Source organism: Thalassospira lucentensis (genome assembly GCF_011806425.1).
GTDB classification, from domain to species: domain Bacteria; phylum Pseudomonadota; class Alphaproteobacteria; order Rhodospirillales; family Thalassospiraceae; genus Thalassospira; species Thalassospira lucentensis_B.
In genome coordinates, this window is record NZ_JAATOV010000001.1 from 527114 (window position 1) to 549883 (window position 22770).

Consider the following 22770-nt stretch of genomic DNA (forward strand, 5'->3'; position numbering starts at 1 on the left):
AGAATAGCACGGACATACTGCCCACCCCAGACGCACCATGACCAACCATGTGACGGTCGTTAAAGCTGCGAAAATTCAAGCCCGATCCGCAGGGCAAGAACACTTGCGGGTTCAAACCGCATCGGCACACCGCCAATTTTCCCGCCATGCCATTGCGCCTTGGTCAGAACAAACGCGCCAAGCGGCAAGGGATGACTGCCGCGGAAATTAACAAGCGCACGGATTTCCTTTGGCTTGCGGATTGCTTCATCGCGCCACAGGCAATGATAGGCAAAAAGCGGCGTTCCCGACCGGCGATCCAGGAACACAAACGGCACTTCGTAATGCCCCCAACGCGCGTAATACAGACTTTCCATACCGACACTGGATGTCAAAAACTGAGTCTGAATGGCCGTTTCCGCCAGGCGCGTGATGGTCGCACTATCGGTCGCCCGCCCGCCGATCAACCCCGTCCGAAGCCCCGGATGAATCAGATGGACCTTAAACGCCACCGCACGCTGGAACGGTTTGGCATCCTGATCGACCCGTTCAAGGCGGCGCACCAGCCACGCACTTTCAAGATATTCCAAATACCGGCGCAAAGTGTTTTTGGCGATATCAAGCTCCCGCGCCAGCGTCTCGATCGAAAATTCCGACCCGGTATTATACGCCAAAAGCGCAAATAACCGATGCAAGTCCGACGGGCTTGAAATGCCATGAAGCCCCGGCAAATCAGAATGAAGGGAACGATGGATCGCGCGCGCTTCGCCGTCGCGATCATGAAACCCGCCTTCATTGATATAGGACTCAAACATCTCGTTGAGCTCAACCAAGCCATCAGGCACATCGGATGTATAACGCCCAACATTCGGGGTTTCCGGCAAAACGTCGCTGGGCGACACGCCCTTTTGCTCAAGATATTCGGCAAAACTAAATGGTGGTAAAAACAGGCTTTGAATATGGCCGGAACTATCCGCACTTGGTGCCAGCGCACTGACCGCCACTACGCGCAACATCGGATCGGCCACAATCAACTGGGCCAAACGGTCTTCCCAATCACGCTGATAGGAAACCTCATCAACAAAAATCCATAATGGATGATCGGCCGAAATCCCGCGCATGGAGCGTAGCAATTTCGGCAAACGCGGCAGGTCAATTTCCAAAAACAGAGGATGTTCAAGCGAGATGTAACACACATGACGGCGCGGCGTATCGGCATTGAGCAAGCCAGCAATCGCCTGGCGCATCATTACGGTTTTGCCCACCCCGCGTGGCCCGGTCAGGACAACGGCCTTTTGCCCGTCATGCTTTTCAAGGGCGGCCCAAAATCGTTTAAAAAAGGCCCGTTGCGGCAGGTCATGCACCAAATCATCGGTCACCCCGTCCCACCACGGATTATCCAGCATCAGCCGGTGCAGAAAGTCCCGTTCACCCGGATGTTCGATTATGGTCGCCATTCTCACCTACCCTGAATATACCGCGGCTGACCGCGCATCTTTGGCGATCCTGCCGGGAAAACCTTTAAATTAGGTATAGTGATAAACGCTATTTCGAATGTTTTCAGCAATTACCTGCAAACAAAAGAAAAACCGGACCCGCAAGGCAGGTCCGGCACCAAATAAAAGAAGGCAGCGATTTCACAGTTTAGACGCGTTGGGGATACGCGGGACGGGGACGTGAAAATCGCTGCCAAGTTCGTATGCGCTTGATTACGCTTTATCGTTAGGGGAAGAACCGGTGTCTTTTTTGTCTTTTGCGTCTTTTGACGTGCCATCTTGGCCATCATTGGACGCATCTGCCTTTTTCATCTGCTCAAGCTCGGACGCCAAACCATAATCGCCAGAGGCCACAAACCCCTCCATCGATCCGGTGCGACGTTCAAGGTCGTCAAACTTTCTGCGCAGCTCATCCATCCAGGGTTCTTCAAAATCAACACCCATGGTTGGACGCTCTTCTGACGCGGCACTTTCCGATGTTGCCTTTGCGTCATAGCGCGCCCGACCCGATGCACCGCGCCATTTTCCGCGCAGACCGGCAAACCAATCAGGATGATGGACATAGGCCCATGCAAGGGCAAACAGCATCACACCAACGGGGAAACTGAACACAAGGATCAGGACAAAGGCAATCAACACACCTTTGCGCGGAATGCCAAAAGCTTCTGAAATCCCGCGGGTGGTCCGCCCGATCACACCATCGCAGCGTTCACCGTTCTGGTTCCGGTCTTGGTGATGGTGGCGATGGTGGCGTTGCTGGCGATGCGAATGGCATCCGCCCCATCCGCGCGGACCGCGCTGTTTATGGCCGCGCTGATACCCGCCGCCATCGGCGGTTGCTTGCTGGGCACTCATATCCTGTTCCTCCATTCGACAACCTCGGCATCTAACAGGCGTTCAAGTGTTTCGACACGGCTTTCAAGACGCTTGGCCCGTTTTGTCAAATCCGAAACGATTGCTTTTTCGTGTTCGGTTTGCGCTGGGCTTTGGGTGCGTTGCGCCGCCTTCATCCGTTTCCAGACCGTTATGTAGTGAAACACCACCCAAACCGGTCCAACAATGACAAGAAACACAATCAAGGGTACGGCAATCGCCCACATGTCTGTCTGCTCATTCTTTGTTTAAGGAAGCGTATCGAAACACCCAATACGCTGCTTATTTTGCTTTCTTCACGCGGGCTTTAAGTTCCTTAAGGTCGTCTTCAATCCCAAGCTCGCCCTCAAGGTCTTCGAACTGTTCTTCAAGGCTCTGCCCGCGACCAAGGTCCCAGGAATCCGCACCGGCTTCAAGTTCGTCAATCCGGCGTTCCATCTGCTCATAGCGCAGAAGTGCGTCATCAATCTGACCAGAATGGATTTTCTCACGCATTTTGACACGCTTTTCAGCGGTCTGCATCCGGATTTCCACCGCGCGCTGTTTGCCTTTGGCTTCGGTCAGCTTGTTCTGCAATTTATTCAGATCCTCGTCAAACTTGCCAAGGGTCTCTTCAATCACTTCAAGCTCCCGCTCCAGAACAACGCTTTGATCGGCCAAACGACGGCGCGCCATCAGCGCCCCTTTGGCAAGATCGTCACGGCCCTTGGACACAGCAAATTCCGCTTTGGCGTCCCATTCGACTTGACCGTCATGCAGCTTTTTCAGCTTCCGCTCGACTTCTTTTTTGTCGGCGATCGCCTTAACCGCGGATGATCGGACTTCAACCAACGTGTCTTCCATTTCCTGAATCATCAACCGAACCATTTTTTCCGGGTCTTCGGCACGATCCAAAAGCGAATTGATGTTGGCATTTACGATATCGGACAAACGCGAAAACACGCCCATTGTCAGATCTCCTTTAAAAACGAGGGACGCAAAAATTCTGATCTCACTAATTCAAATGCCGTGCCAATTTTTACTATCTATGTATTTCAATGTATTATGCAATCATCAGACTATTTAAATTACTTTTACCGCGACTTTAATTTCATTTTTCGTTATCGTTTTTCGCGAAATGGATAGTCTGCAACCCATATTGGGCGAAGATCCGGTTTTTCTCGCCGCCCTTGAACATGTGTCCCGACTGGCACCGATTGAACGGCCATGTCTGGTGATTGGTGAACGCGGATCGGGCAAGGAACTGATCGCCGCACGCCTGCACTATCTGTCGCGCCGCTGGGGCGGACCATTGGTTAAGGTCAATTGCGCGGCCCTGTCGGAAACTTTGCTTGATACCGAATTGTTTGGCCACGAAGCGGGCGCCTTTACTGGTGCAGCGCGCCGCCATGTTGGCCGGTTTGAACGTGCGCACGGCGGGACGATTATTCTCGATGAAATCGCCACCGCCAGCCCGGTCGTACAGGAAAAACTTCTGCGTGTGGTTGAATACGGTGAAATCGAACGCGTCGGCGGGTCCGAGGTGATCGAAGTTGATGTAAGGGTCATTGGCGTAACCAATGAAAACCTCAAACAGCTTGCCGCACTGGGCAAGTTTCGCGCCGATCTTCTTGACCGTTTGGCTTTTGATGTCTTGGCCGTCCCGCCACTTCGCAAAAGACCCGATGACATCCTTTTACTTGCCGAACAATTCGCGCTGGCAATGACCAAACGCCTGGGACGCTCGGTTTTTTCTGGCTTCACACCAAATGCAGCCCAACAATTGCGCGGCTACTCTTGGCCCGGCAATGTGCGCGAATTACGCAATGCTGTGGAACGCAGCTTGTACCTGTCCGACGACGACGAAGCACCGCTCGACCATATCGTGCTTGATCCGTTCAAAGGCATCTGGTCGGAAACCGATCCGGACACGCCCGCACAAGCAGCCCCCATTGAAATGCCGGAACCGGAACCTGACCTTGGCATCGACTTCAAATCGCAGGTCGCGGATTTCGAAATCAAACTGCTCAAACAGGCGCTGCGCGCCAACGCCAACAACCAGACCGAAGCCGCCAAGACGCTTGACCTGAACTACCACCAGTTTCGCCGCCTTTTGGAAAAGCACAATCTGCTACCGGGGCGATAGGGCCTCATTTCAAGAATCTACCACCTTTGATTTTTTGATTGCAATATGTCCCAATCGCAGGTTTATTCACTTGAATATGATATTTCAATTCAGTGAGTTAAGTTGCAATGCCCAAATTGTTCCGTATTTCTCAGACACGCCAACGCGTGCGCAAGTCTGCACAGATTTCCATGGTTATGGCACTTTTCCTTACTGGAATGCAGACAACGGCAAGCGCCGAAGAATGGCTGCTTGCCCCTTACCTGCGGGCCGATCTGGGCTATTCCCATGCGCTTGACGATAAAGCTGAATTTTTGGACCCGGTTCAAACCGATTCAGTCGAAATTTCAGACCATAAAGGTGTGCGATATCAGATCGGCGCGGGGCTCGCGCTCACCGACTATCTGCGAACCGACATTACGGTATCTTATGGTAGCCGACTAACCACAGCAGATGACTATCGTGACGCGGATGGCATCGCGAACAAACCAGGCAATAAACTCAACAGTGGCGCGCTTGAGTCAAGCAACTGGACGACGATGATGAATGTTTACGTCGATCCACTTAGCTTCGCTGGCGTCGATCTCGGTGCCTTTTCAACCTACGTGCAAGGCGGCGTTGGCTGGGCGCGGAACAAGACGGAAAGAATGATCTTTGTAAACGACAATAGTAGTTACACTTCCGGCGACACGCATAACGATTTGGCCTGGCAGATTGGCGCGGGTGTCGGCTACGCGATTTCCGACCATTGGACGCTCGACATGTCCTATCGCTTCCTTGACATGGGCGAAGCTCGCGGTGGTGACAAATTTACTACTTCGGCGGGGACGGAGTTTGGTGTGGAGCCTGCCCGGTTTGACCTACGGGCACATGAGTTCATGGTCGGCCTGCAATATCAGTTCTGAGCCAGCCATTCGGCGAACCCGAAATACCCTCTAATCTATGCAGACACCCCGGACCTCGACATTCTCGCGGTTCGGGGTGTTTTGTTTTGGCAAAGCCAAAGGCTTCCCGGCAAGAAAAAAGCATACTGTACCAGCCAAAAACACCAAGCAGCCCCAAGAATGATCCGGAGATACCCCCGATCGACTTCACATCACAGGTCGCGGATTTCGAGATCGAACTGCTGGAACAGGCGCTGTGCGCTAACGCCGACAAACATGACAAGGCCGCCAAGGCGCTTGACCTGAACGACCACCCGTTTCGCCTCTTGCTTGAGAAACACGGGCTTTCGGCGCACCTTTAGATGCAAAAATCTGGCACGTGTTTATTTTTAATTGCACGCAAATACAATCTTAGGTTTAATCGAGCCGTAAAATTAAACATTTTCTGTAGGTTGCACGTCAATGTCATCGGATTCTTCCGCCTCTAAACCACGCAAACTTGTTCGTAAGTCAGTTCACGTTGCCATGTTCGCGGCACTTGGACTTGCTTGGTTGCATTCCACAGCGTCCGCCGAAGAATGGCTGCTTGCGCCATATTTGCGGGCTGATATTGGTTATTCAAGCACAGATGCTAACGACGCAACTGTTTTCGACGACGCTCCCCGAAAGTTTGAAACGGACCCCCATACAGGTGCCAGATTCCAAGTTGGCGCAGGACTAGAGTTAACCCGATATTTTCGCACTGACGTCACGATATCGTACCGCGATAACATGGCAGACCTCGATACCTTTGATAACTTGGGAGGCTTCAGGTTTAATGTCACTGACGGGCGTCACAACACATCAAACATTACCACAATGCTGGCGGGGTATATTGATCCGTTCGCCGTTTTGAAAATTGATACAGGTAACTTTTCCCCTTACCTTCAGGCTGGTGTGGGCTGGGCACGAAACACAACAAAGTCAAGCCGGATAACGAGCTCCGTACTTGACGGAAAAACAAGCGACGAACTCGCGTGGCAAGTCGGGGCTGGCTTGAACTATGCCCTGACCGACAGCTGGAAAGTCGATCTTTCCTATCGCTATATCGATATGGGCAAGGCACGTACGAGCAGGCTTTACACAGACGCTGGCGTGCCGGACATCCTCGTCGAAGAAGCTCAATTTGACCTAAAAGCACATGAAGTCCTGCTCGGACTGCAATATCAATTCTGAGCCCGCCATTCGGCAACACTCTGACATCACCTGATCTATGCAGACACCCCGGACCTCGATATTCTTGCGGTTCGGGGTGTTTTGCGTTGGCATTTCCGCAGGCCCCCACCTCCTTCAGGAAGCGTGATGTACCAGCCAAGAACACCGAACTACCGCAAGAATGATCCCGTGATGCGCTGGAATTTGCCGGATCGTGTCTTCTTTGCCTGCGGCGCGTGCCACATCCTTGCGCATGCGTTTCTTATGCTATATGGCCGCGATGACATGAAACCTCTATGGTTTCGCCCGCATGCGGGTTTTACGGGCAATCATATCGTTATTGCCTGGGATGACTGGATTTTTGACTATCACGGTTACAGCAACAGGCAAAAATTCATCACGCACTGCTTTCAAAGAGCCCGGCAACGTTGGTCCGGTTGGAATGCTGACATCACGGAGCTGCCCCGCGACGTGTTAATTTCCGAACCCAAATCCCGCGAAATTGCTGGCCTTTGGCTCCGCGAACCCACGCATTTTTTGCACAATGCCTTGCCCCGCGCAGAACGCTATCTGGACCGGTTTTCACCGCCCCCTCCCTCACCCCGAGACAAACCTTAAACGGCCACGACGCGATAGAGGATCAAACCGGCAAAAAACAACAAACCAATGGCGCATGTCAGATTCAAAAAACGCCAGATAAAAGGCGATGCATATCGTCGCGTCCAGCCAATGCCCGCTGCACACATAAAGCACCATAAAACCGACGACAGCATAAAACCGGCCAGAAAAACAAAGAACGCAGCACCACCCGGATCAGACACACCAAGGGCAGAAATCGTCCCACCAAGCGCAGTCCAATAGGTAATATTCAGCGGATTGGATAAGGAAAGCCCGGCACCAGCAACAAATGCCGATTGTCGCCCCGGCTGATGGCCCGTCGAACGCCCGCTCGAAAGCACAGGCACATCCCCCATCGCGTCGCGGAAACTTTGCAACGCCATCCAGCCAAGCAGCACAGTCCCCAAGATCGCCATGGGCAGCTTAACAACGGCCAATGTGAATATCGCTGCGACGCCCAAAAGCCCAAGCGCCGCCCAGATCAAATCACCAATCAGCGACCCGATTTGGACGGCAAAGGCCTGAGAAAATCCCCCGACCATGCCACGCCGTAAACTTTCAACAAAAATGGCCCCCGGTGCAGCATTGAACAAAAAACCCAGCCCAAAGGCCGATACAAACAATTCGATCATTGGCACCCTTTCAAATCGGATGCCACCTTAGTCATTGCGCGCTGTGACTGGCTTGGATGATCTTGCTGTTAATCGGTCAACGCGCGGGCAATCACCATGCGCTGGATATCAGATGTGCCTTCGTAAATCTGGCACACCCGTACATCGCGATAGATCCGCTCAACCGGGAAATCCTTGAGGTATCCGTACCCGCCATGGATTTGAATGGCGGCGGAGCAGACTTCTTCGGCAATTTCTGACGCAAACATTTTCGCCATGCAGGCCTCGGTCAGACACGGCTTGCGATCGTCACGCAGTTCTGCAGCGCGATGGACCAAAAGCCGGGCGGCGTCGATTTTGGTGGCCATATCGGCCAAGCGAAACGCCACCGCCTGATGATCAATGATCTTTTTGCCAAAGGTTTCGCGTTCATTGGCATAGTCCTTGGCGGCCTCAAACGCCGCACGGGCCATGCCAACCGATTGGGCCGCGATGCCGATGCGCCCGCCTTCAAGGTTCGAAAGCGCTATCTTGTAACCCTGCCCTTCCTCACCCAGCATATTTTCCGCCGGAACCCGGCATTCAACAAAGGTGATCTGACAGGTGTCCGAGGCATTCTGCCCCAGCTTTTCCTCGACCCGTGACACAACATAACCCGGCGTGTCGGTCGGCACGATAAAGGCCGAAATACCGCGCTTTCCGGCATCCGGGTCGGTGACGGCAAAGACAATGGCAATGTCGCCTTCGCTGCCCGATGTGATGAATTGCTTGGACCCGTTTAAAACCCAATGATCACCATCAAGTACCGCTCGGGTTTTAAGGGCACTGGCATCCGATCCGGCCTGCGGTTCGGTCAGGCAAAAAGCACCGATTTTTTCGCCCTGCGCCATGGGGATCAGGAATTTTTGCTTTTGGGTTTCGGTGCCAAAGTTCAAAATCGGCATGCAGCCAACGGAATTATGCACCGACATGATGGTGGATGTTGCGCCGTCGCCAGCCGCAATTTCTTCTAACGCCAAGGCATAGGCGACATGATCCATGCCCGCCCCGCCATAATCATCAGGCACAAGCATGCCTAAAAAGCCAAGTTCGCCCAGGCCCGCAATGGCTTCGGCCGGGAAGGTATGATGGGTATCCCATTTGGCAGCGTTGGGTTTGAGTTCGTTTTCAGCAAACTCGCGCGCGGTATCGCGCACCATGATCTGATGTTCTTCCAACCGCATGGCCGTAAATACCCTTCCCTCTTTCCCGATGGGCGATGCACCGGCTGCGATCTTTAAAGAACGTCAAAGCCCGGCTTATGCGCCCTGAACAAATTCGTCTTTGGCACTGTCATACTGCCAAAGAATGCCTTCTTTCATGCCGTACCACCAACCATGCAGGCTGAGGTCACCGGCATCAATCCGTTCCTGAATGAACGGAAACGTCGTCAAGTTTAACAAGGACTTGGCGACTGACTGGCGCGAAACCTCGTCAACGTCCGGGCCGTGATGCAAACAACATTTCGCCATGCTAACCCAAGCGCCGATAAAATCACGCTCTGGTACCTTGCCGGCTTCGCCATGTTCGACCAATGCTTCGATGCCGCCGCATCCGGAATGGCCGAGAATAACGATATCCTTGACCTTTAAATCACGTACCGCGAACTCAATCGCAGCCGACGTGCCGTGATAGTTTTCATCTGGCTCATAGGGCGGGACAAGATTGGCAACGTTGCGGATGACAAACATCTCGCCCGGTTCGGCATTGGTCAGGATCGCCGGATCAACCCGTGAATCGGAACAGGCAATCAAAAGCACTTCTGGCTTTTGCCCGCTATTAACCAGGTCTTCGACGCGTTCAGGGCGTTGTTCATAATACATCGCCTTAAAGCTTCTAAACCCAGCCAGCATCCGGTCGACGGTCGGTTTTGACATCCAGTCCATTCCCTTATGTGATCACGCACTCTGACGCCAAAATAAGGCCAATTGACCAAACTTGGTACCCCTCAATCACACAACCGCCGAAATCACCCTTTCCCGGTTAACGCCCTTTGGCAATTACAGAAGCTCAATCGCAACGGCGGTTGCCTCGCCCCCGCCAATACACAGCGATGCAATGCCCTTGGTCCCGCCGTGGGTTTTAAGCGCATGGATCAAGGTCACCAGCAACCGTGCACCGGTCGCGCCAATCGGATGGCCGAGTGCACAGGCCCCGCCATGCACATTGACCTTTGCGTGATCAAGTTCCAGATCGCGCATCGCGGCCATCGCCACCACCGCAAAGGCCTCGTTAATTTCCCAAAGATCCACATCGCTCACCGACCAGCCGGTTTTACCCAGCACCTTTTTGATCGCATCAATCGGGGCAGTGGTGAACCAGCACGGTTCCTGTGCGTGGGTGGCCTGTCCGGTGATTTGCGCAAGTGGCGTAAGTCCGCGCTTTTTGGCCTCGGACGCGCGCATCATGACAAGGGCCGCGGCACCATCGGAAATCGATGCGGAATGGGCCGCCGTGACCGTGCCATCCTTGGCAAAGGCCGGGCGCAGGGTGGGGATTTTTTCCGGTTTGGCTTTTGGTGGTTGCTCGTCGGCATCAATGGTGACATCGCCCTTGCGGGTTTCAAACGTCACCGGGGTAATTTCATCGGCAAAATGGCCTGCTGTTGACGCCTCTTGCGCGCGGGTGAGCGAGGTGATGGCGTAATCATCCTGCTCCTTGCGGGTGAAGCCGTATTTTTCGGCTGTTGCCTCGGCAAAGGTGCCCATTGACCGGCCCTTTTCATAGGCATCTTCCAAGCCATCAAGCGCCATATGGTCATAAACCATGTCATGTCCGTATTTATGGCCGCTGCGCATTTTGGGCAGCAAAAACGGGGCATTTGTCATGCTTTCCATGCCGCCCACCACCATGACGTCGGCATTGCCCGCGGTCAGGATATCATGGGCAAACATCACCGCCTTCATGCCCGAGCCGCACATTTTATTGATCGTGGTCGCCCCGGCGGCACGCGGGATCCCGGCATGCCAAGCGGCCTGACGGGCGGGAGCCTGTCCTTGGCCGGCGGGAAGGACATTGCCCATGATGACTTCGTCAATGTCATCGGCGGCAATCCCGCCGCGCTCAAGCGCTGCCTTGATCGCAACACCGCCCAATTCGGCCGCGGTGACGCTGGCAAAATCCCCCTGCAGCCCGCCCATCGGGGTGCGGGCACTAGAAACGATAACAATCGGATCAGAAGCGGTCATAACATTTACCCTGTATCTGTCTGTCAGTTGGTCGGCATTGCACCGAAAACGGCGGATTTATGCGACTTAGTCGGTTTCGTTAAACAGCTCGCGGCCAATCAGCATGCGGCGGATTTCACTGGTCCCCGCCCCGATTTCATAAAGCTTGGCATCGCGCAGCAAACGACCGGTCGGGTATTCATTGATATAGCCATTCCCGCCCAGTGTCTGGATCGCCTCAAGCGCCATCCATGTGGCCTTTTCCGCCGCATACAGGATGACACCGGCGGCATCTTTGCGCGATGTTTCGCCGCGATCACAGGCCTTGGCGACTTCATAGACATACGCCCGGCAGGCATTCATCGTGGTGTACATATCGGCCATTTTGCCCTGCATCAGCTGAAACTCGCCAATGGCCTGACCAAACTGTTTGCGTTCATGGATATAGGGCACCACCACATCCATGCAGGCCCGCATGATGCCGGTGGGGCCAGCGGCCAGAACCGCGCGCTCGTAATCAAGGCCACTCATGAGAACACGCACGCCGCCATGAAGCTGACCGAGGATGTTTTCTTCGGGCACTTCGCAATCTTCAAACACCAGCTCGCAGGTGTTCGAGCCGCGCATGCCCAATTTGTCGAGCTTTTGTGCGGTTGAGAAGCCCTTGAAGCCCTTTTCAATGATAAAGGCGGTAATGCCCTTGGGCCCGGCATCCAGATCGGTTTTGGCATAGACCACCAGCGTGTCCGCATCCGGGCCGTTGGTGATCCACATTTTGTTGCCATTGAGGATATAGCGATCGCCCTTTTTCTCTGCGCGCAGCTTCATCGAAACCACGTCGGACCCGGCCCCCGGCTCGCTCATAGCCAGCGCGCCGATATGGTCGCCGCTGATCAGTTTGGGCAGGTATTTTGCCTTCTGATCGGCGGTGGCGTTGCGTTTGAGCTGATTGACACACAGGTTCGAATGCGCCCCATATGACAGCGCAACCGATGCTGAGGCGCGGCTGATTTCTTCCATGGCGATGACATGTTCCAGATAGCCAAGGCCGGTTCCACCGTCTTCTTCGGGGACGGTCATGCCCAGCAGGCCAAGATCGCCGAATTTCTTCCATAGATCGTTGGGAAACTGGTTCTTTTCATCGATTTCGGCGGCACGCGGTGCGATTTCGGCCTCGGCAAAGGCGGAAACGGTTTCGCGGATCGCATTTGCGGTCTCGCCAAGATCAAATTTCAATCCGGGAAATTCGAAAAATGCCATGATATCTATCCTGCCCTGACTACGTTTGATTATTCGTTTAAAATGAAGAATGCGCGATATTAGTCATTTTCATGAACCAATTCCGCCGGCAGCTTCATCACCTTGAGCGTTTGAAGCGCGGTCGTGCACAACACCGGTTTTTCATTCCTCATACCAAAGACATCGATACGGGTGACAATGATCGACCGACCACGTGAAACAACCTCGCCCACAGCACGCAATTTTGGCCCCAAACCGGGTGCGACGATGTTGAGCTTATATTCAATTGTCAGCATCCCCCGATCGGCGGCAATGAGGCTCCATCCCGCGAACCCACCGGCAATGTCGGCCAGACCGGCAATCAGCCCGCCATGGAAAAAGCCGTTATGCTGCACAAGATCATCGCGGCTTGGCACGACCACCTCAACCCGACCCGGCTTTACATCGGTGACGCGCGCCCCAATCGACAGATTGTAGGGCTGCTGCGCGAAGCGATAGCGGACTTCGGCATCGTAGTTGGGGTTTTCGGGTTCAAACGAAGTCATGTCGCTCATGTCGCGATCCTGATGCTGAAACGGCACGGCCTTTGGCCGCACCGGGATATGACGCACTTCTTTTGTAGTTAACGTTTACGTTAACGTCAAATTAAATCCGCATAGCGATGCCGATTTAAGGATGCAAGTGCCGACCCCCGTCTACCGACCCCGTCGTTTGCAGATGCCATCAACCGCGCAAACCGCGTGACATAGGCAGCAGATGCGGTATCGGCAGCAGATCGTGCGCGTGCCTTGCAAGACGCGCTTGGAAAGGCGCGTTGGGAAAGGCGCGCTGGGAAAGGCGTGCTGGGCAATCAGGCCCGCTTGGTACTGCGACGCAGAACTGCTGAGTATCGACCGCCCACATGCCTGCCCACCGATCCAGATGATCCGTGGCGCTGATGCCGAAGTCTGCCCCGTTCCGTTCAAGATCATCGAGGTCGCCCCCAAAAGCATGAAAATCCTTCGGGTCGTCGTTGATGGCGAAGCAATGAAAACATTTGCCGGGGCAACGACGGGGCTGGAGGTCGGTGATGAAATATGGGCCAGTTCGTTCCGCAATTCAAAAATCGCGCGCTATCGGACGGAATAACCCGGGATCGTTATGCCCGTTGGCACAAACACCAATGGCGCGCCCCGAAAGACGCGCCATTGGTGATAAATTTTATCGCGTGAGTTTGGATCAGACGCTGGATCAGACGTTGTAACCGAGCATTTGCGGCAGCCACGTCACCAATTGCGGGAAGACAATGACCAGTGTCATCGCAAGCGCCATGGAGAAGACCAGATACAGCGTCCACGGAATGGTGCGTTCAAGCGGGATGCCGGCAATGCGTGAGGTCACCATCAGGTTGACCGCAACCGGCGGGGTGAATTGGCCAATGGCGATGTTCATGGCCATGACCACACCAAACCAGACCGGGCTCCAATCAAAGGCAGTCATGATCGGCATCAAGAGCGGCAAGGTGATCAGATAGATCGAAATCCCATCGAGCACCATGCCCGCCAGCAGCAGGAAGATCATGATCAGGGTGAGGACGACATATTCATTGTCCGACAGACCCAGCAAGGCCTGTGCAGCCATATCAAACGTGCCAAGTGTTGCCCCGGCCCAGGCAAAAATGCCCGCAAGGGTCATGATCAACATGATCACACCCGACGTCACAGCGGAATCGACAAACAACTGATACAGATCGCGCACCCGCATGCTGCGATAGACAAAAAGCCCGATCAACAGACCATAGGTCACGGTGACCACCGCCGCCTCGGTCGGGGTAAACAGGCCGGTGCGCAAGCCGCCCAACACAATCACCGGCGCAAACAAAGCCGGGATGGCGCGCACAAAGGTACGGCCCAGCGGCAAACGTTCGGCGACTTCGGCCCCGCCGAAATTATGACGGCGCGACAGCAACAATGCCGGAATAATGATCGCAACACCGGCAATCAAACCGGGGATCATGCCGCCCGCAAACAGCGCGCGCAAATCCGTGCCCGGCACGATCAGCGAATAAACAATCAAGGCCACCGACGGCGGGATCAAAATCGCGGTGGATGCCCCAGCCGCAATCACACTGGCGGAAAATTCGCGCGGATAGCCAGAACGCATCATCGACGGGATCATCACCATGGCAACGGCGGCGGCATCCGCCGGACCAGAACCCGACATGCCGCCCATCATCATGCAGACCAAAACCGCCACCACGGCCAAGCCGCCCCGGCGCGGGCCAACAATCGCACTGGCGAAATCCACCAGACTTTTGGCGACACCAGACCGTTCAAAGATCATGCCGGTCAGGATAAAGAGCGGGATCGCAATCAGGGGATATTTGGCAATGCCGTTATAGGTATTGGTGCCGACGGTGGCCAAGGCATAGACATCAAGACCAAAGTAAATCCCGACGACCCCGGCAAAGCCCAGCGCCACCGCAATCGGGGTGCCGATGATCAACAGAACCAGAAAAACAGCAAGCAAGGCGAAACTGGCGGTCATCATGACAGATCCCCTTTATCGGCGGAGGGATCTGTTGATGATTTTTGTGCCCGCACCAAACGCCACGCCCGGCCGATGACGCGGACCAGAATGATCGCGGAAATCAGCGGCAACCAGATCGAATAGATCCAGCTTGGATAACCAAGCCCGGCGGAGACTTCGTCATACTGATATTCGTCAAAGGCGAACAAGGCGCCGTAATAAACGATCATGGAAAACAGCAATGTGGTGACGACCAATGTCACCAATTCGGCCACGATCCGAACCGGTTTGGGGAAGCGTTCAAGGAAGAAGGTAATGCGAATATGTTCGTTGCGGGCAAAGGCAATGGACGCGCCCAGCAAGGTCATGGCGACCAACAGGAAGATCGAGAATTCTTCGGTAAAAGCGAAAGACGCGTCGGTCATATAACGGACCAACACATTGGCCAGACTGATCAGACAGATTAAGGCCATTGCCAATGCGGCAAGGGCTTCTTCGATCTTGATCGTTTTGCCCGGTGCCCCCGGATCAGAAGAACCATGGACATTGCCAGCGTCAGAGCCATTCCCCTGCCCATCTTTGGAAGAGGGGGCAGCCGAGAAATCAATCGGAATTCCGTCTTGATCCGCCACGGTCGGGACCTTTCACACAAATCAAATCGTCATCAGAGAAACAAAAGAGGAGACCGCGCAGATCGCGGCAAAAGCAAAAAAAGGCGCCATACCAAACCCCGAACCGGGGCGATGCATGGCGCCTGATTTTTATGCCAACAGATTATTGCGGACGATCAGCAATCGATTTTTCGGCCATATCGACCAGATCAGCACCAATGCGGTCTTTCCATTTGGCGTAGACATCACGGGTCGCATCGACAAATTTCTGACGCTGTTCGTCGGTCAGTTCGGTGAACTCGGCACCGCGGGCTTCGAGCGCCTTGATCAAGGATTGATCATCGGCAGTGGTGCCTTTGCGGGCCAGCTCGATGCCATAGGCACCGGCATCAACCGCCGCCTGTTTGAGGATTTCCTGATCTTCGGGGGTGAAGTTTTCCCAAACCCGTTCGTTCGAGGCAAAGATCAGCGGATCGGCAACATAATGCCACTGGGTGACATAGGTCTGACCGACGGTTTCGATTTTCGCGACGTCATACACCGTCAGCGGGTTTTCCTGACCGTCAACCGCACCGGTGGTCAGGGCCGGTTTTGCGTCGGCCCAGCTCATTTGGGTTGGGTTGGCACCAAGGGCGGTGAAGGTGTCGTTATAAAGCGGGGAGCCAACAACACGCATTTTCAAACCATCCAGATCGGCCGGTTCGGTGATCGGGTGTTTGGAGTTGGAAACCTCGCGGAAGCCATTTTCAGACCATGCAATCGGATGAATGCCTTTGTCTTCGATGGCCTCGAAAATCTTTTCGCCAACCGGCCCTTGGGTCAGGGCATCCATGGCGGCGTAATCTGGCATCAGGAACGGTAGGGAAAACAGGTTCAGTTCTTTGACCTGCGGCGACCAGTTGATGGTCGAGCCAACCGCCATATCAATGATGCCCTGACGCATGGCGGTGAATTCCTTGGTCTGGTCACCAGATACCAGCTGTGCGTTCGGATAGACTTTCAGATTGATGCGGCCATCGGTGCGTTCGGCAACGAGTTCGGCCCATTTTACAGCAGCTTCGCCCCATGGGAACGGCTGACCCAAAACGGTCGAAACTTTGTATTCGGATTTGTAATCGCTGGCATAGGCGGTCATCGAAAGCGACAACGCGGCGCCGAAACTAAGGGCTGCGACGAGTTTTGTGAATTTCATGAAAGGCGTCCTCCCGAGACATCTTGTTTGTTTTATGAAATTAAGTTTCCTTGGGAGCCGAACTTAGTATGAGTTATGTCGCGATAACAATACAAAATGACCCGAATATTGCGGCATTAGGCAAATAAAAACCCCATGGTCACTTATGATGGACCATTTATCGTTCGGGGGTTGTTTTGGTTTGCTGCGCGATGGGCGTGGGTTTGCGGGCGCGCATGATGCCGTTAGTTGATGGCATCCGCCCAGCGGCGCATATTGGCGTCAATCAAGTCGTCCATGGTGTTTTCAGAGACGAGCTTGAACAGGGCCTGGGCAAATCGTCCGCGCAGCTTTCCGGTATTACACGCCGATTTATGGGACATGGTCAGATAGAGGTTTTCCGTACTGACCGGCACGGAATAGCTGCGCAGGTTTGTCAGGTTATCGCGTGCGGCAACCGCCTTGCCGGGGAATTCTTCGTAGATCAGGTAATCGCCGCGATTACGCGCGAGCATCTGAAAACCTTGTTCCAGACTGGGGACTTCGCGGATTTTCAGGTTTTCGGCGGCATAGGTATCAAACTGCTGACCAAAACTGTTATCAATCACGGTCAAACCTTCGAGTCCGATTAAATCGGACCATTCATGATAGTGCAGATCAATTGTGTTTTGGGTCCAGATAACCGTTCGGGTGCGCTGAAAGGCGGGATAGAAATAATCCATATATCCCATGCGCGGCACAGTCAGAAACGCGCCGGCAATCAGATCAATGGTGCCATCGCGCATGTCTTGTTGGACACGCCCCCAACTGCCCGCATCGACAATATCAATCTGAACCCCGGCCAGTTCGCCAACACGCTTGACCATATCCGCCGCCGCACCGATCAAATGCGTTCCGTCGTCAGATCGCCAAAGATAGGGCGGATAATCGGGATTGCCCGAGGCAACCAGATGGGTGCAATCGCGCGTGCCATTGGCATTCATCACGAACGCGCCCAAGCCGGGGTGCAGGTGGTCGGACGGAGAGTTAGAGTTAGAGTTAAAGTTAGACTGCGATTGGGATTGAGATTTAGATTGAGACGGGGTTTCTGATTGGGATGTTTGCTGCGCGCGTAAAGCGTTCGGCGTTCCAAAAGCAAGAACAGCGGTCAGTCCTGCCGTTAGAACCACGGTGGGCCACTTCATGTGTTTCACGCTCCCTCGTCCCCTATCACGCACAGCAGGATACTTATCCTTACGAGGTAATGATTACGGGAAAATACCACTTAAGTATAGCAATCATCGGTGGTGATTATACAACCTAATGGTGTGAATGGTATAAAAAATCACCAAACAAAAAAAAGAACCGACTGTTGCCAGCCGGTTCTTTTGTCATTTTTCGCGTCTTAGATACGTAAGGGACCTTACGGACCTTACATATCGTTTGTCAGATTAAGCTGAGCGACGCTTCATGCCTTGGTTGCCACCACGACCTTCGCTGCGGCCGCCTTCGGCGCGACGCGGACGATCGTTGAAGTCACGGCGTGCGCCGCCATCACCACGGGCGCCATCACGGCCAGCACCATCGCGATTGCGGAAGTTGGCAGCACGATCACCGCGCGGCTTTTCTGCGGTACGGCGTTCGCCACCATCGCGCGGAGCACCTTCGCCTCGCGGACGGAAGTTACCACCGCGACCACCACTGCGTTCTTCGCGATCACCGCGCGGGGCACGATCATCGTTATCAAAACGTGGTTTGCGATCAGCGCGGAATTCACCGCCATCACGACGCGGACGATCACCGAAATCACGACGGGCACCATCGCGGGCGCCATCACGGCCGCCATCGCGACCACCGTCACGACCGCCAAAGCTGCGTGCGGCGCGTTCGCCTTGAACACCATCACGGCCACCGTCACGACCGCCGCCGAAGCTGCGACCACGGCCACCATCACGACCGCCATCGCGACCACCATCACGGGCAGCGCCATCACGACCACCGCCGAAACCGCCGCGTCCACCGCGACCGCCATCACGACCACCAGCGAAACCGCCACGGCCACGACCGCCGCCGAAGCCACCACGACCACGGCCACCATCACGGCCGCCGCCACCAGCAGCACGTGCCGGGGGAGCCGAATGGAATTCGTGATTTTCGTCGATGTCAATTTGCTGTTTGATCAGGCGTTCGATGTTGCGCAGCAAGCGAATGTCACGCGGCTCACAGAATGCAATTGCAATGCCTTCGGCAGAACCACGACCGGTACGACCGATACGGTGAACGTAGCTATCTGCATCTTGCGGCAGATCGTAGTTCACAACGTGGGTGATGCCCGGAACGTCAATACCACGGGCTGCAACATCGGTTGCGATCAGAACCGGGAACTGGCCATTACGGAAATTGCGCAGGATTTTCTGACGGATGCGCTGCTGTTTGTCGCCATGGATGGCATCGCTATCAATGCCTTCATCGCGCAGCTGGAACGACAGTTCGTCAGCGTCTGCTTTGGTTTTGGTGAAGACCAGAACACGGTCGGTATCATCGCGGTTCAGAATCTGAACAAGCAGTTTGGTTTTGTCGTGACGTTTCACGAACATACCAACCTGGGTCACACGTTCGGTGACACTGGCCTGCGGCGCGGTTTCAACCTTTACCGGATCGCGCAGAAGGCGATCGGTCAGATGTTTGACTTCTGCAGGCATGGTTGCCGAGAACATCACGGTCTGATGTTTGTGCGGCAGCAATTCTGCAACGGTCAGAACGTCTTCGGAGAAGCCCATGTCGAGCATACGGTCGGCTTCATCAAGAATGAAGACTTCGACATCGTCGAAACGAACCGTGTTACGCGACATGTGATCGAGCAGACGACCCGGGGTCGCAACCAAGATATCAACGCCGCGGCGCAGTTCTTGAATCTGCGGGCCCATCGGGGAACCACCGAAAACAACAGATGAGAAAAGGCGGATGCCTTTTTTGAAATCGCGCAGGCACTGGCCGATCTGGGTCGCCAGTTCACGAGTCGGCGCCAGAATGACGGCGCGCGGCTGGCCCGGTTTCGGGCGCTGCGGATTTTCAGCAAGACGCTGCAGCAATGGCAGGCAGAATGCAGCGGTTTTACCGCCACCCGTATGGGAAATACCCATAAGGTCGTGCCCTTCGAGAAGTGCGGGAATCGTCGCGGCCTGAATTTCGGTCGGCGCGGTGAAACCAGTTGCTTCAACATTGCGCAGCAGGGGCTCGATAAGCTTGAGCCCTTCAAAATTGGTCATAAAAGGAATATCCTAACTTTACCGGTGGCGACATGTTAACGCCAATGATGCCTGCTCAAACGCAGTCAAGACCGGTAACGCGGCAAAGAAGCCACTGCGTCGGACCCTGCAAGAGAGGCAAATGATGTGAGGCCACAACGTCATCACGTTGTAGCCGCCCTCGCCTTTTTCTTACAGTTCCTGACAGCTGATTCTGTCTTTGCAAGCGAAGGAATGAGCCGGGTGATACAGGTCATGTGCGGTGATGTCAATCGTTGACCGCACCCTGCCACGCCGGGCAGCTATGCAAAAACGCATCTGGACCGCATATCTTTTCCAGTTTTAACCATATAGTTAAGGATCAGTAGACCATACTCTACTCTGGCCTATTCTTAAGGGGAAAACCATGCGGTTTCGCGTAGTGACGGGGATCTTTGCAATTCCGGCAGTTTGTTTGCTGACATTGCTGATCATTATTTTGACGGTGGCGCTTAATTATCAAACCAGTCTTCGGAATGGTAAGTTTGAGCAAATCTCACATCTGACCGAAGGGGCGGTCACGATCGTTGACTCCTATATTGCCAAGGCGCAATCGGGGGAAATGACCGAAGCGGAAGCCAAGGCAGCCGCACTTGGCGTTTTGAACGCCTATCGATTTGACGGTGCGAACTATATCTTTGCCACCGATTACGACAAATGCATGGTGCTTGATCCACTGAGCCCCGAAGATGTTGGCAAATGTAACCCCGACAGCAAGACGCGTAACATGATCGTCACCACGGCACAGGCCGGTGGCGGTGTGATTACCTATGAGACCCAAAAGCCTGGCGAAGGTGACAGACGGATCGAAAAAGCGGCCTATGTCCGCCCGATCCCGGAATGGAACTGGGCGATTGGTGCGGGTGTTTATCTTGATGATGTTCAGGCAGAGTTCCTGGGTGTCATGCAGCGCATCGCCATTATTGCCGCGATTGCCATCGTGATTGCCGGTTTTGTTTCATGGTTTGTTGGGTCACGCATCGCATCGAGCATCAAGGGACTGAACACATCGATCCGCACGATTGCGGACGGCGATTATACCGCCGATGTCGACAGTGATTCCCACTTTACCGAGATTGGCAATATGGCCGAGGGCATTCAGGCCCTGCGCGATAAGTCAGCCCAAGCCCAGCAGCTTGAAGCCGATGCCGCCATTCAGAAACAAAAATCCGAGCAGGAACGTCGTTCCAATATCCGGTCCATCGCCCAGAAACTTGAAACCGAGGTTGGCGGTATTGCAGGGGCGGTGAACACATCCGTTGCGCGCAGTAACGACCTTGCGATCAGCATGGCGCACAGTGCCGATGGCATTTTGGGCCAAAGCCAGCAAGTGGCGTCTTCGGCCGGTGAAGTTTCGCAAAATGTCGATGCGGTTGCCGCCGCGACCGAGGAACTTTCATCGTCGATCACGGAAATCAATGTTCAGATTTCCCAGATGTCCAACACGGTTGAACGCGCCACGAACGAAAGCCAGAGTGCGTCAAACGACGTGGCCGGGCTTTCGGATGCGGTTGATAAGATTAAAGAAATCATCAGCCTGATTAACGACATTGCCGGTCAGACCAACCTGCTGGCCCTGAACGCGACGATTGAGGCCGCCCGTGCGGGTGAAGCTGGTAAAGGCTTTGCCGTGGTTGCCAGCGAGGTTAAGAACCTTGCGACGCAAACCGCCCGTGCGACCGATGACATTGCCGCCCAGATTAACGGCATTGTTGAAGGTACCGAACGCGCCGTGACCGGCATTTCGCGGGTTACCGAAACCATCGAACAGGTGCGCGGGGCATCCACCGCGATTGCCGCGGCCATCGAAGAACAAGGTGCCGCCACCCAGGAAATTTCGGGCAATGCCAACCGCAGTGCGGATGGCGTGAAACAGATTTCGCAAAGTGTCGATGAAACCATGACCAATGCGCAGGGAACGACCCGCGATGCCGAAGAACTGAAATCCGCATCCGAGGAACTTTCAAGCCGTTCGGCCGAGCTGACCCAGATCATTCATCGTTTCTCAAGCGATTTGATCAAACAGTCGGAAAGCTAAGCCGCGCAAACCCGCAACGGTTTATACTGCGTAGAATAAAAGGGCCGGTCTTTATCGCAAAGACCGGCCCTTTTTGTGTCTGGTTTGATGTCTTTGATGCCGCGGGTTTTATTCCGCCGGAAGGTTGTTTTCCTGACGGAACGGATGGGCAGGATAAACGCCCAGAATGCGGACTTCGTGGGAATAGAATTGCAATTCTTCCAGCGCATGGCGCAGGCCAAGCTGTTCGGGGTGGGCTTCGACCTCGGCAAAGAATTGGGTGGCGGTGAAGTGGCCCTCGACCATGTAGCTTTCAAGCTTGGTCATGTTAATGCCGTTGGTGGCAAAACCGCCAAGCGCCTTATAAAGGGCGGCGGCAACGTTGCGCACGCGAAAGACAAAGCTTGTCACCACCGGGGTATCATCATTGGCAATGTTCAGCGGTTCACGGGCCAAGATGATAAAGCGGGTGGTGTTGTGCGCGGCGTCTTCGACCTCGGTCCGCAGGATATCAAGACCATAAATCTCGGCCGCCAGAACCGGGGCGATGGCAGCAATCGATTTATCGCCCATATCAGCAACTTCCTTGGCGCAGCCGGCGGTATCAGACCCGACAACCGTGTTCACGCCAAGTTCCTTGCGCAATTTGCGGCATTGACCAAGGGCGTGCACGTGGCTTCGGATTTCTTTGATGTCGGAAATCTGCGTGCCGGGCAAAGCGACCAGCGCGTGGTTAATGCGCAGGAAGGTTTCACCGATGATATGCACACCCGATTCGGGCAGGATGTGATGCACATCGGCAACGCGCCCGGCCAAGGTATTGTCGATCGGGATCACCGCCAGATCGACATCGCCGTCTTTTAACGCGCCAAATGCGCCTTCAAAGGTCCTGCAGGGTACGGTGGTTGCACCCGGAAAAGCACGGCGGGCGGCCTGATCGGAGTAAGCCCCGTGCATTCCTTGAAAAGCGATCCTTTGTTGCGCAGTCATCTG

23 protein-coding genes are annotated in these 22770 nt (G+C 54.6%); 7 read left to right on the plus strand and 16 right to left on the minus strand.

Going from position 1 to position 22770, the window contains the following annotated elements:
• Positions 1-59: 59 nt before the first annotated feature.
• From HCZ99_RS02520 to pspA, 4 genes are all read right to left on the minus strand, one after another.
• Positions 60-1436, minus strand: a complete 1377-nt coding sequence (locus HCZ99_RS02520; RefSeq protein WP_167445281.1) for an ATP-binding protein — start codon at positions 1434-1436, stop codon at positions 60-62.
• A gap of 252 nt (positions 1437-1688) precedes the next feature.
• On the minus strand, positions 1689-2330 hold the full coding sequence (locus HCZ99_RS02525) for a PspC domain-containing protein (protein ID WP_254869397.1): 642 nt from the start codon (positions 2328-2330) through the stop codon (positions 1689-1691).
• Positions 2327-2575 (minus strand): envelope stress response membrane protein PspB, encoded by a 249-nt coding sequence (gene pspB, locus HCZ99_RS02530; protein WP_167445282.1) that lies wholly within the window; start codon positions 2573-2575, stop codon positions 2327-2329. Before pspB ends, HCZ99_RS02525 begins: the two co-directional genes overlap by 4 nt.
• A gap of 55 nt (positions 2576-2630) precedes the next feature.
• The gene (pspA, locus tag HCZ99_RS02535; protein ID WP_167445283.1) at positions 2631-3296 is read right to left on the minus strand and encodes a phage shock protein PspA; all 666 of its coding nucleotides are present in this window, start codon (positions 3294-3296) and stop codon (positions 2631-2633) included.
• A 169-nt stretch (positions 3297-3465) separates the two neighbouring features.
• Here pspA and pspF point away from each other — a divergent pair, with 169 nt between their 5' ends.
• The 5 genes from pspF (at position 3466) to HCZ99_RS02560 (ending at position 7148) form a co-directional block, all read left to right on the plus strand.
• Positions 3466-4473: a phage shock protein operon transcriptional activator gene (gene pspF / locus HCZ99_RS02540; protein ID WP_167445284.1), complete on the plus strand. Its 1008-nt coding sequence runs from the start codon at positions 3466-3468 to the stop codon at positions 4471-4473.
• Between the two features lie 107 nt (positions 4474-4580).
• Positions 4581-5357: an outer membrane protein gene (locus HCZ99_RS02545; protein WP_167445285.1), complete on the plus strand. Its 777-nt coding sequence runs from the start codon at positions 4581-4583 to the stop codon at positions 5355-5357.
• 86 nt (positions 5358-5443) lie between these two features.
• Positions 5444-5698 (plus strand): hypothetical protein, encoded by a 255-nt coding sequence (locus tag HCZ99_RS02550; RefSeq protein WP_167445286.1) that lies wholly within the window; start codon positions 5444-5446, stop codon positions 5696-5698.
• Between the two features lie 100 nt (positions 5699-5798).
• The gene (locus HCZ99_RS02555) at positions 5799-6551 is read left to right on the plus strand and encodes an outer membrane protein (RefSeq protein ID WP_167445287.1); all 753 of its coding nucleotides are present in this window, start codon (positions 5799-5801) and stop codon (positions 6549-6551) included.
• 126 nt (positions 6552-6677) lie between these two features.
• The gene (locus HCZ99_RS02560; protein WP_167445288.1) at positions 6678-7148 is read left to right on the plus strand and encodes a hypothetical protein; all 471 of its coding nucleotides are present in this window, start codon (positions 6678-6680) and stop codon (positions 7146-7148) included.
• Here HCZ99_RS02560 and HCZ99_RS02565 read toward each other — a convergent pair.
• The 6 genes from HCZ99_RS02565 to HCZ99_RS02590 form a co-directional block, all read right to left on the minus strand.
• A complete protein-coding gene (locus HCZ99_RS02565; RefSeq protein ID WP_167445289.1) occupies positions 7145-7780 on the minus strand; it encodes a LysE family transporter in 636 nt (211 codons plus the stop codon). The two genes, HCZ99_RS02560 and HCZ99_RS02565, sit on opposite strands and share 4 nt — an antisense overlap.
• A gap of 68 nt (positions 7781-7848) precedes the next feature.
• The gene (locus tag HCZ99_RS02570) at positions 7849-8982 is read right to left on the minus strand and encodes an acyl-CoA dehydrogenase (protein ID WP_167445290.1); all 1134 of its coding nucleotides are present in this window, start codon (positions 8980-8982) and stop codon (positions 7849-7851) included.
• 75 nt (positions 8983-9057) lie between these two features.
• Entirely contained in the window at positions 9058-9675 is a 618-nt protein-coding gene (locus HCZ99_RS02575) for a carbonic anhydrase (protein WP_167445291.1), read from the minus strand.
• 123 nt (positions 9676-9798) lie between these two features.
• Positions 9799-10986, minus strand: a complete 1188-nt coding sequence (locus HCZ99_RS02580; RefSeq protein ID WP_167445292.1) for an acetyl-CoA C-acyltransferase — start codon at positions 10984-10986, stop codon at positions 9799-9801.
• 66 nt (positions 10987-11052) lie between these two features.
• The gene (locus tag HCZ99_RS02585) at positions 11053-12225 is read right to left on the minus strand and encodes an isovaleryl-CoA dehydrogenase (RefSeq protein WP_167445293.1); all 1173 of its coding nucleotides are present in this window, start codon (positions 12223-12225) and stop codon (positions 11053-11055) included.
• A gap of 59 nt (positions 12226-12284) precedes the next feature.
• Positions 12285-12758, minus strand: a complete 474-nt coding sequence (locus HCZ99_RS02590) for a PaaI family thioesterase (protein ID WP_254869398.1) — start codon at positions 12756-12758, stop codon at positions 12285-12287.
• 367 nt (positions 12759-13125) lie between these two features.
• Between HCZ99_RS02590 and HCZ99_RS02595 the strand changes: the two genes are divergently transcribed.
• A complete protein-coding gene (locus HCZ99_RS02595; RefSeq protein ID WP_167445294.1) occupies positions 13126-13332 on the plus strand; it encodes a hypothetical protein in 207 nt (68 codons plus the stop codon).
• A 102-nt stretch (positions 13333-13434) separates the two neighbouring features.
• Here the strand turns inward: HCZ99_RS02595 and HCZ99_RS02600 are convergent, their stop codons facing one another.
• From HCZ99_RS02600 to HCZ99_RS02620, 5 genes are all read right to left on the minus strand, one after another.
• Entirely contained in the window at positions 13435-14733 is a 1299-nt protein-coding gene (locus HCZ99_RS02600; RefSeq protein ID WP_217701450.1) for a TRAP transporter large permease, read from the minus strand.
• Entirely contained in the window at positions 14730-15344 is a 615-nt protein-coding gene (locus HCZ99_RS02605) for a TRAP transporter small permease (RefSeq protein ID WP_368484215.1), read from the minus strand. Before HCZ99_RS02605 ends, HCZ99_RS02600 begins: the two co-directional genes overlap by 4 nt.
• Positions 15345-15486: 142 nt before the next feature.
• A complete protein-coding gene (locus tag HCZ99_RS02610; protein ID WP_167445295.1) occupies positions 15487-16515 on the minus strand; it encodes a DctP family TRAP transporter solute-binding subunit in 1029 nt (342 codons plus the stop codon).
• Positions 16516-16739: 224 nt separating this feature from the next.
• Complete coding sequence (locus HCZ99_RS02615) at positions 16740-17678, minus strand: substrate-binding periplasmic protein (RefSeq protein WP_254869399.1); 939 nt, start codon at positions 17676-17678, stop codon at positions 16740-16742.
• Between the two features lie 246 nt (positions 17679-17924).
• A complete protein-coding gene (locus tag HCZ99_RS02620) occupies positions 17925-19742 on the minus strand; it encodes a DEAD/DEAH box helicase (RefSeq protein ID WP_167445296.1) in 1818 nt (605 codons plus the stop codon).
• 385 nt (positions 19743-20127) lie between these two features.
• Between HCZ99_RS02620 and HCZ99_RS02625 the strand changes: the two genes are divergently transcribed.
• Complete coding sequence (locus tag HCZ99_RS02625; protein ID WP_167445297.1) at positions 20128-21798, plus strand: methyl-accepting chemotaxis protein; 1671 nt, start codon at positions 20128-20130, stop codon at positions 21796-21798.
• Between the two features lie 108 nt (positions 21799-21906).
• Here HCZ99_RS02625 and HCZ99_RS02630 read toward each other — a convergent pair whose 3' ends face one another.
• Positions 21907-22767, minus strand: coding sequence for a prephenate dehydratase (locus HCZ99_RS02630; protein ID WP_167445298.1), 861 nt, complete (start codon positions 22765-22767; stop codon positions 21907-21909).
• Between the last annotated feature and the right edge of the window lie 3 nt (positions 22768-22770).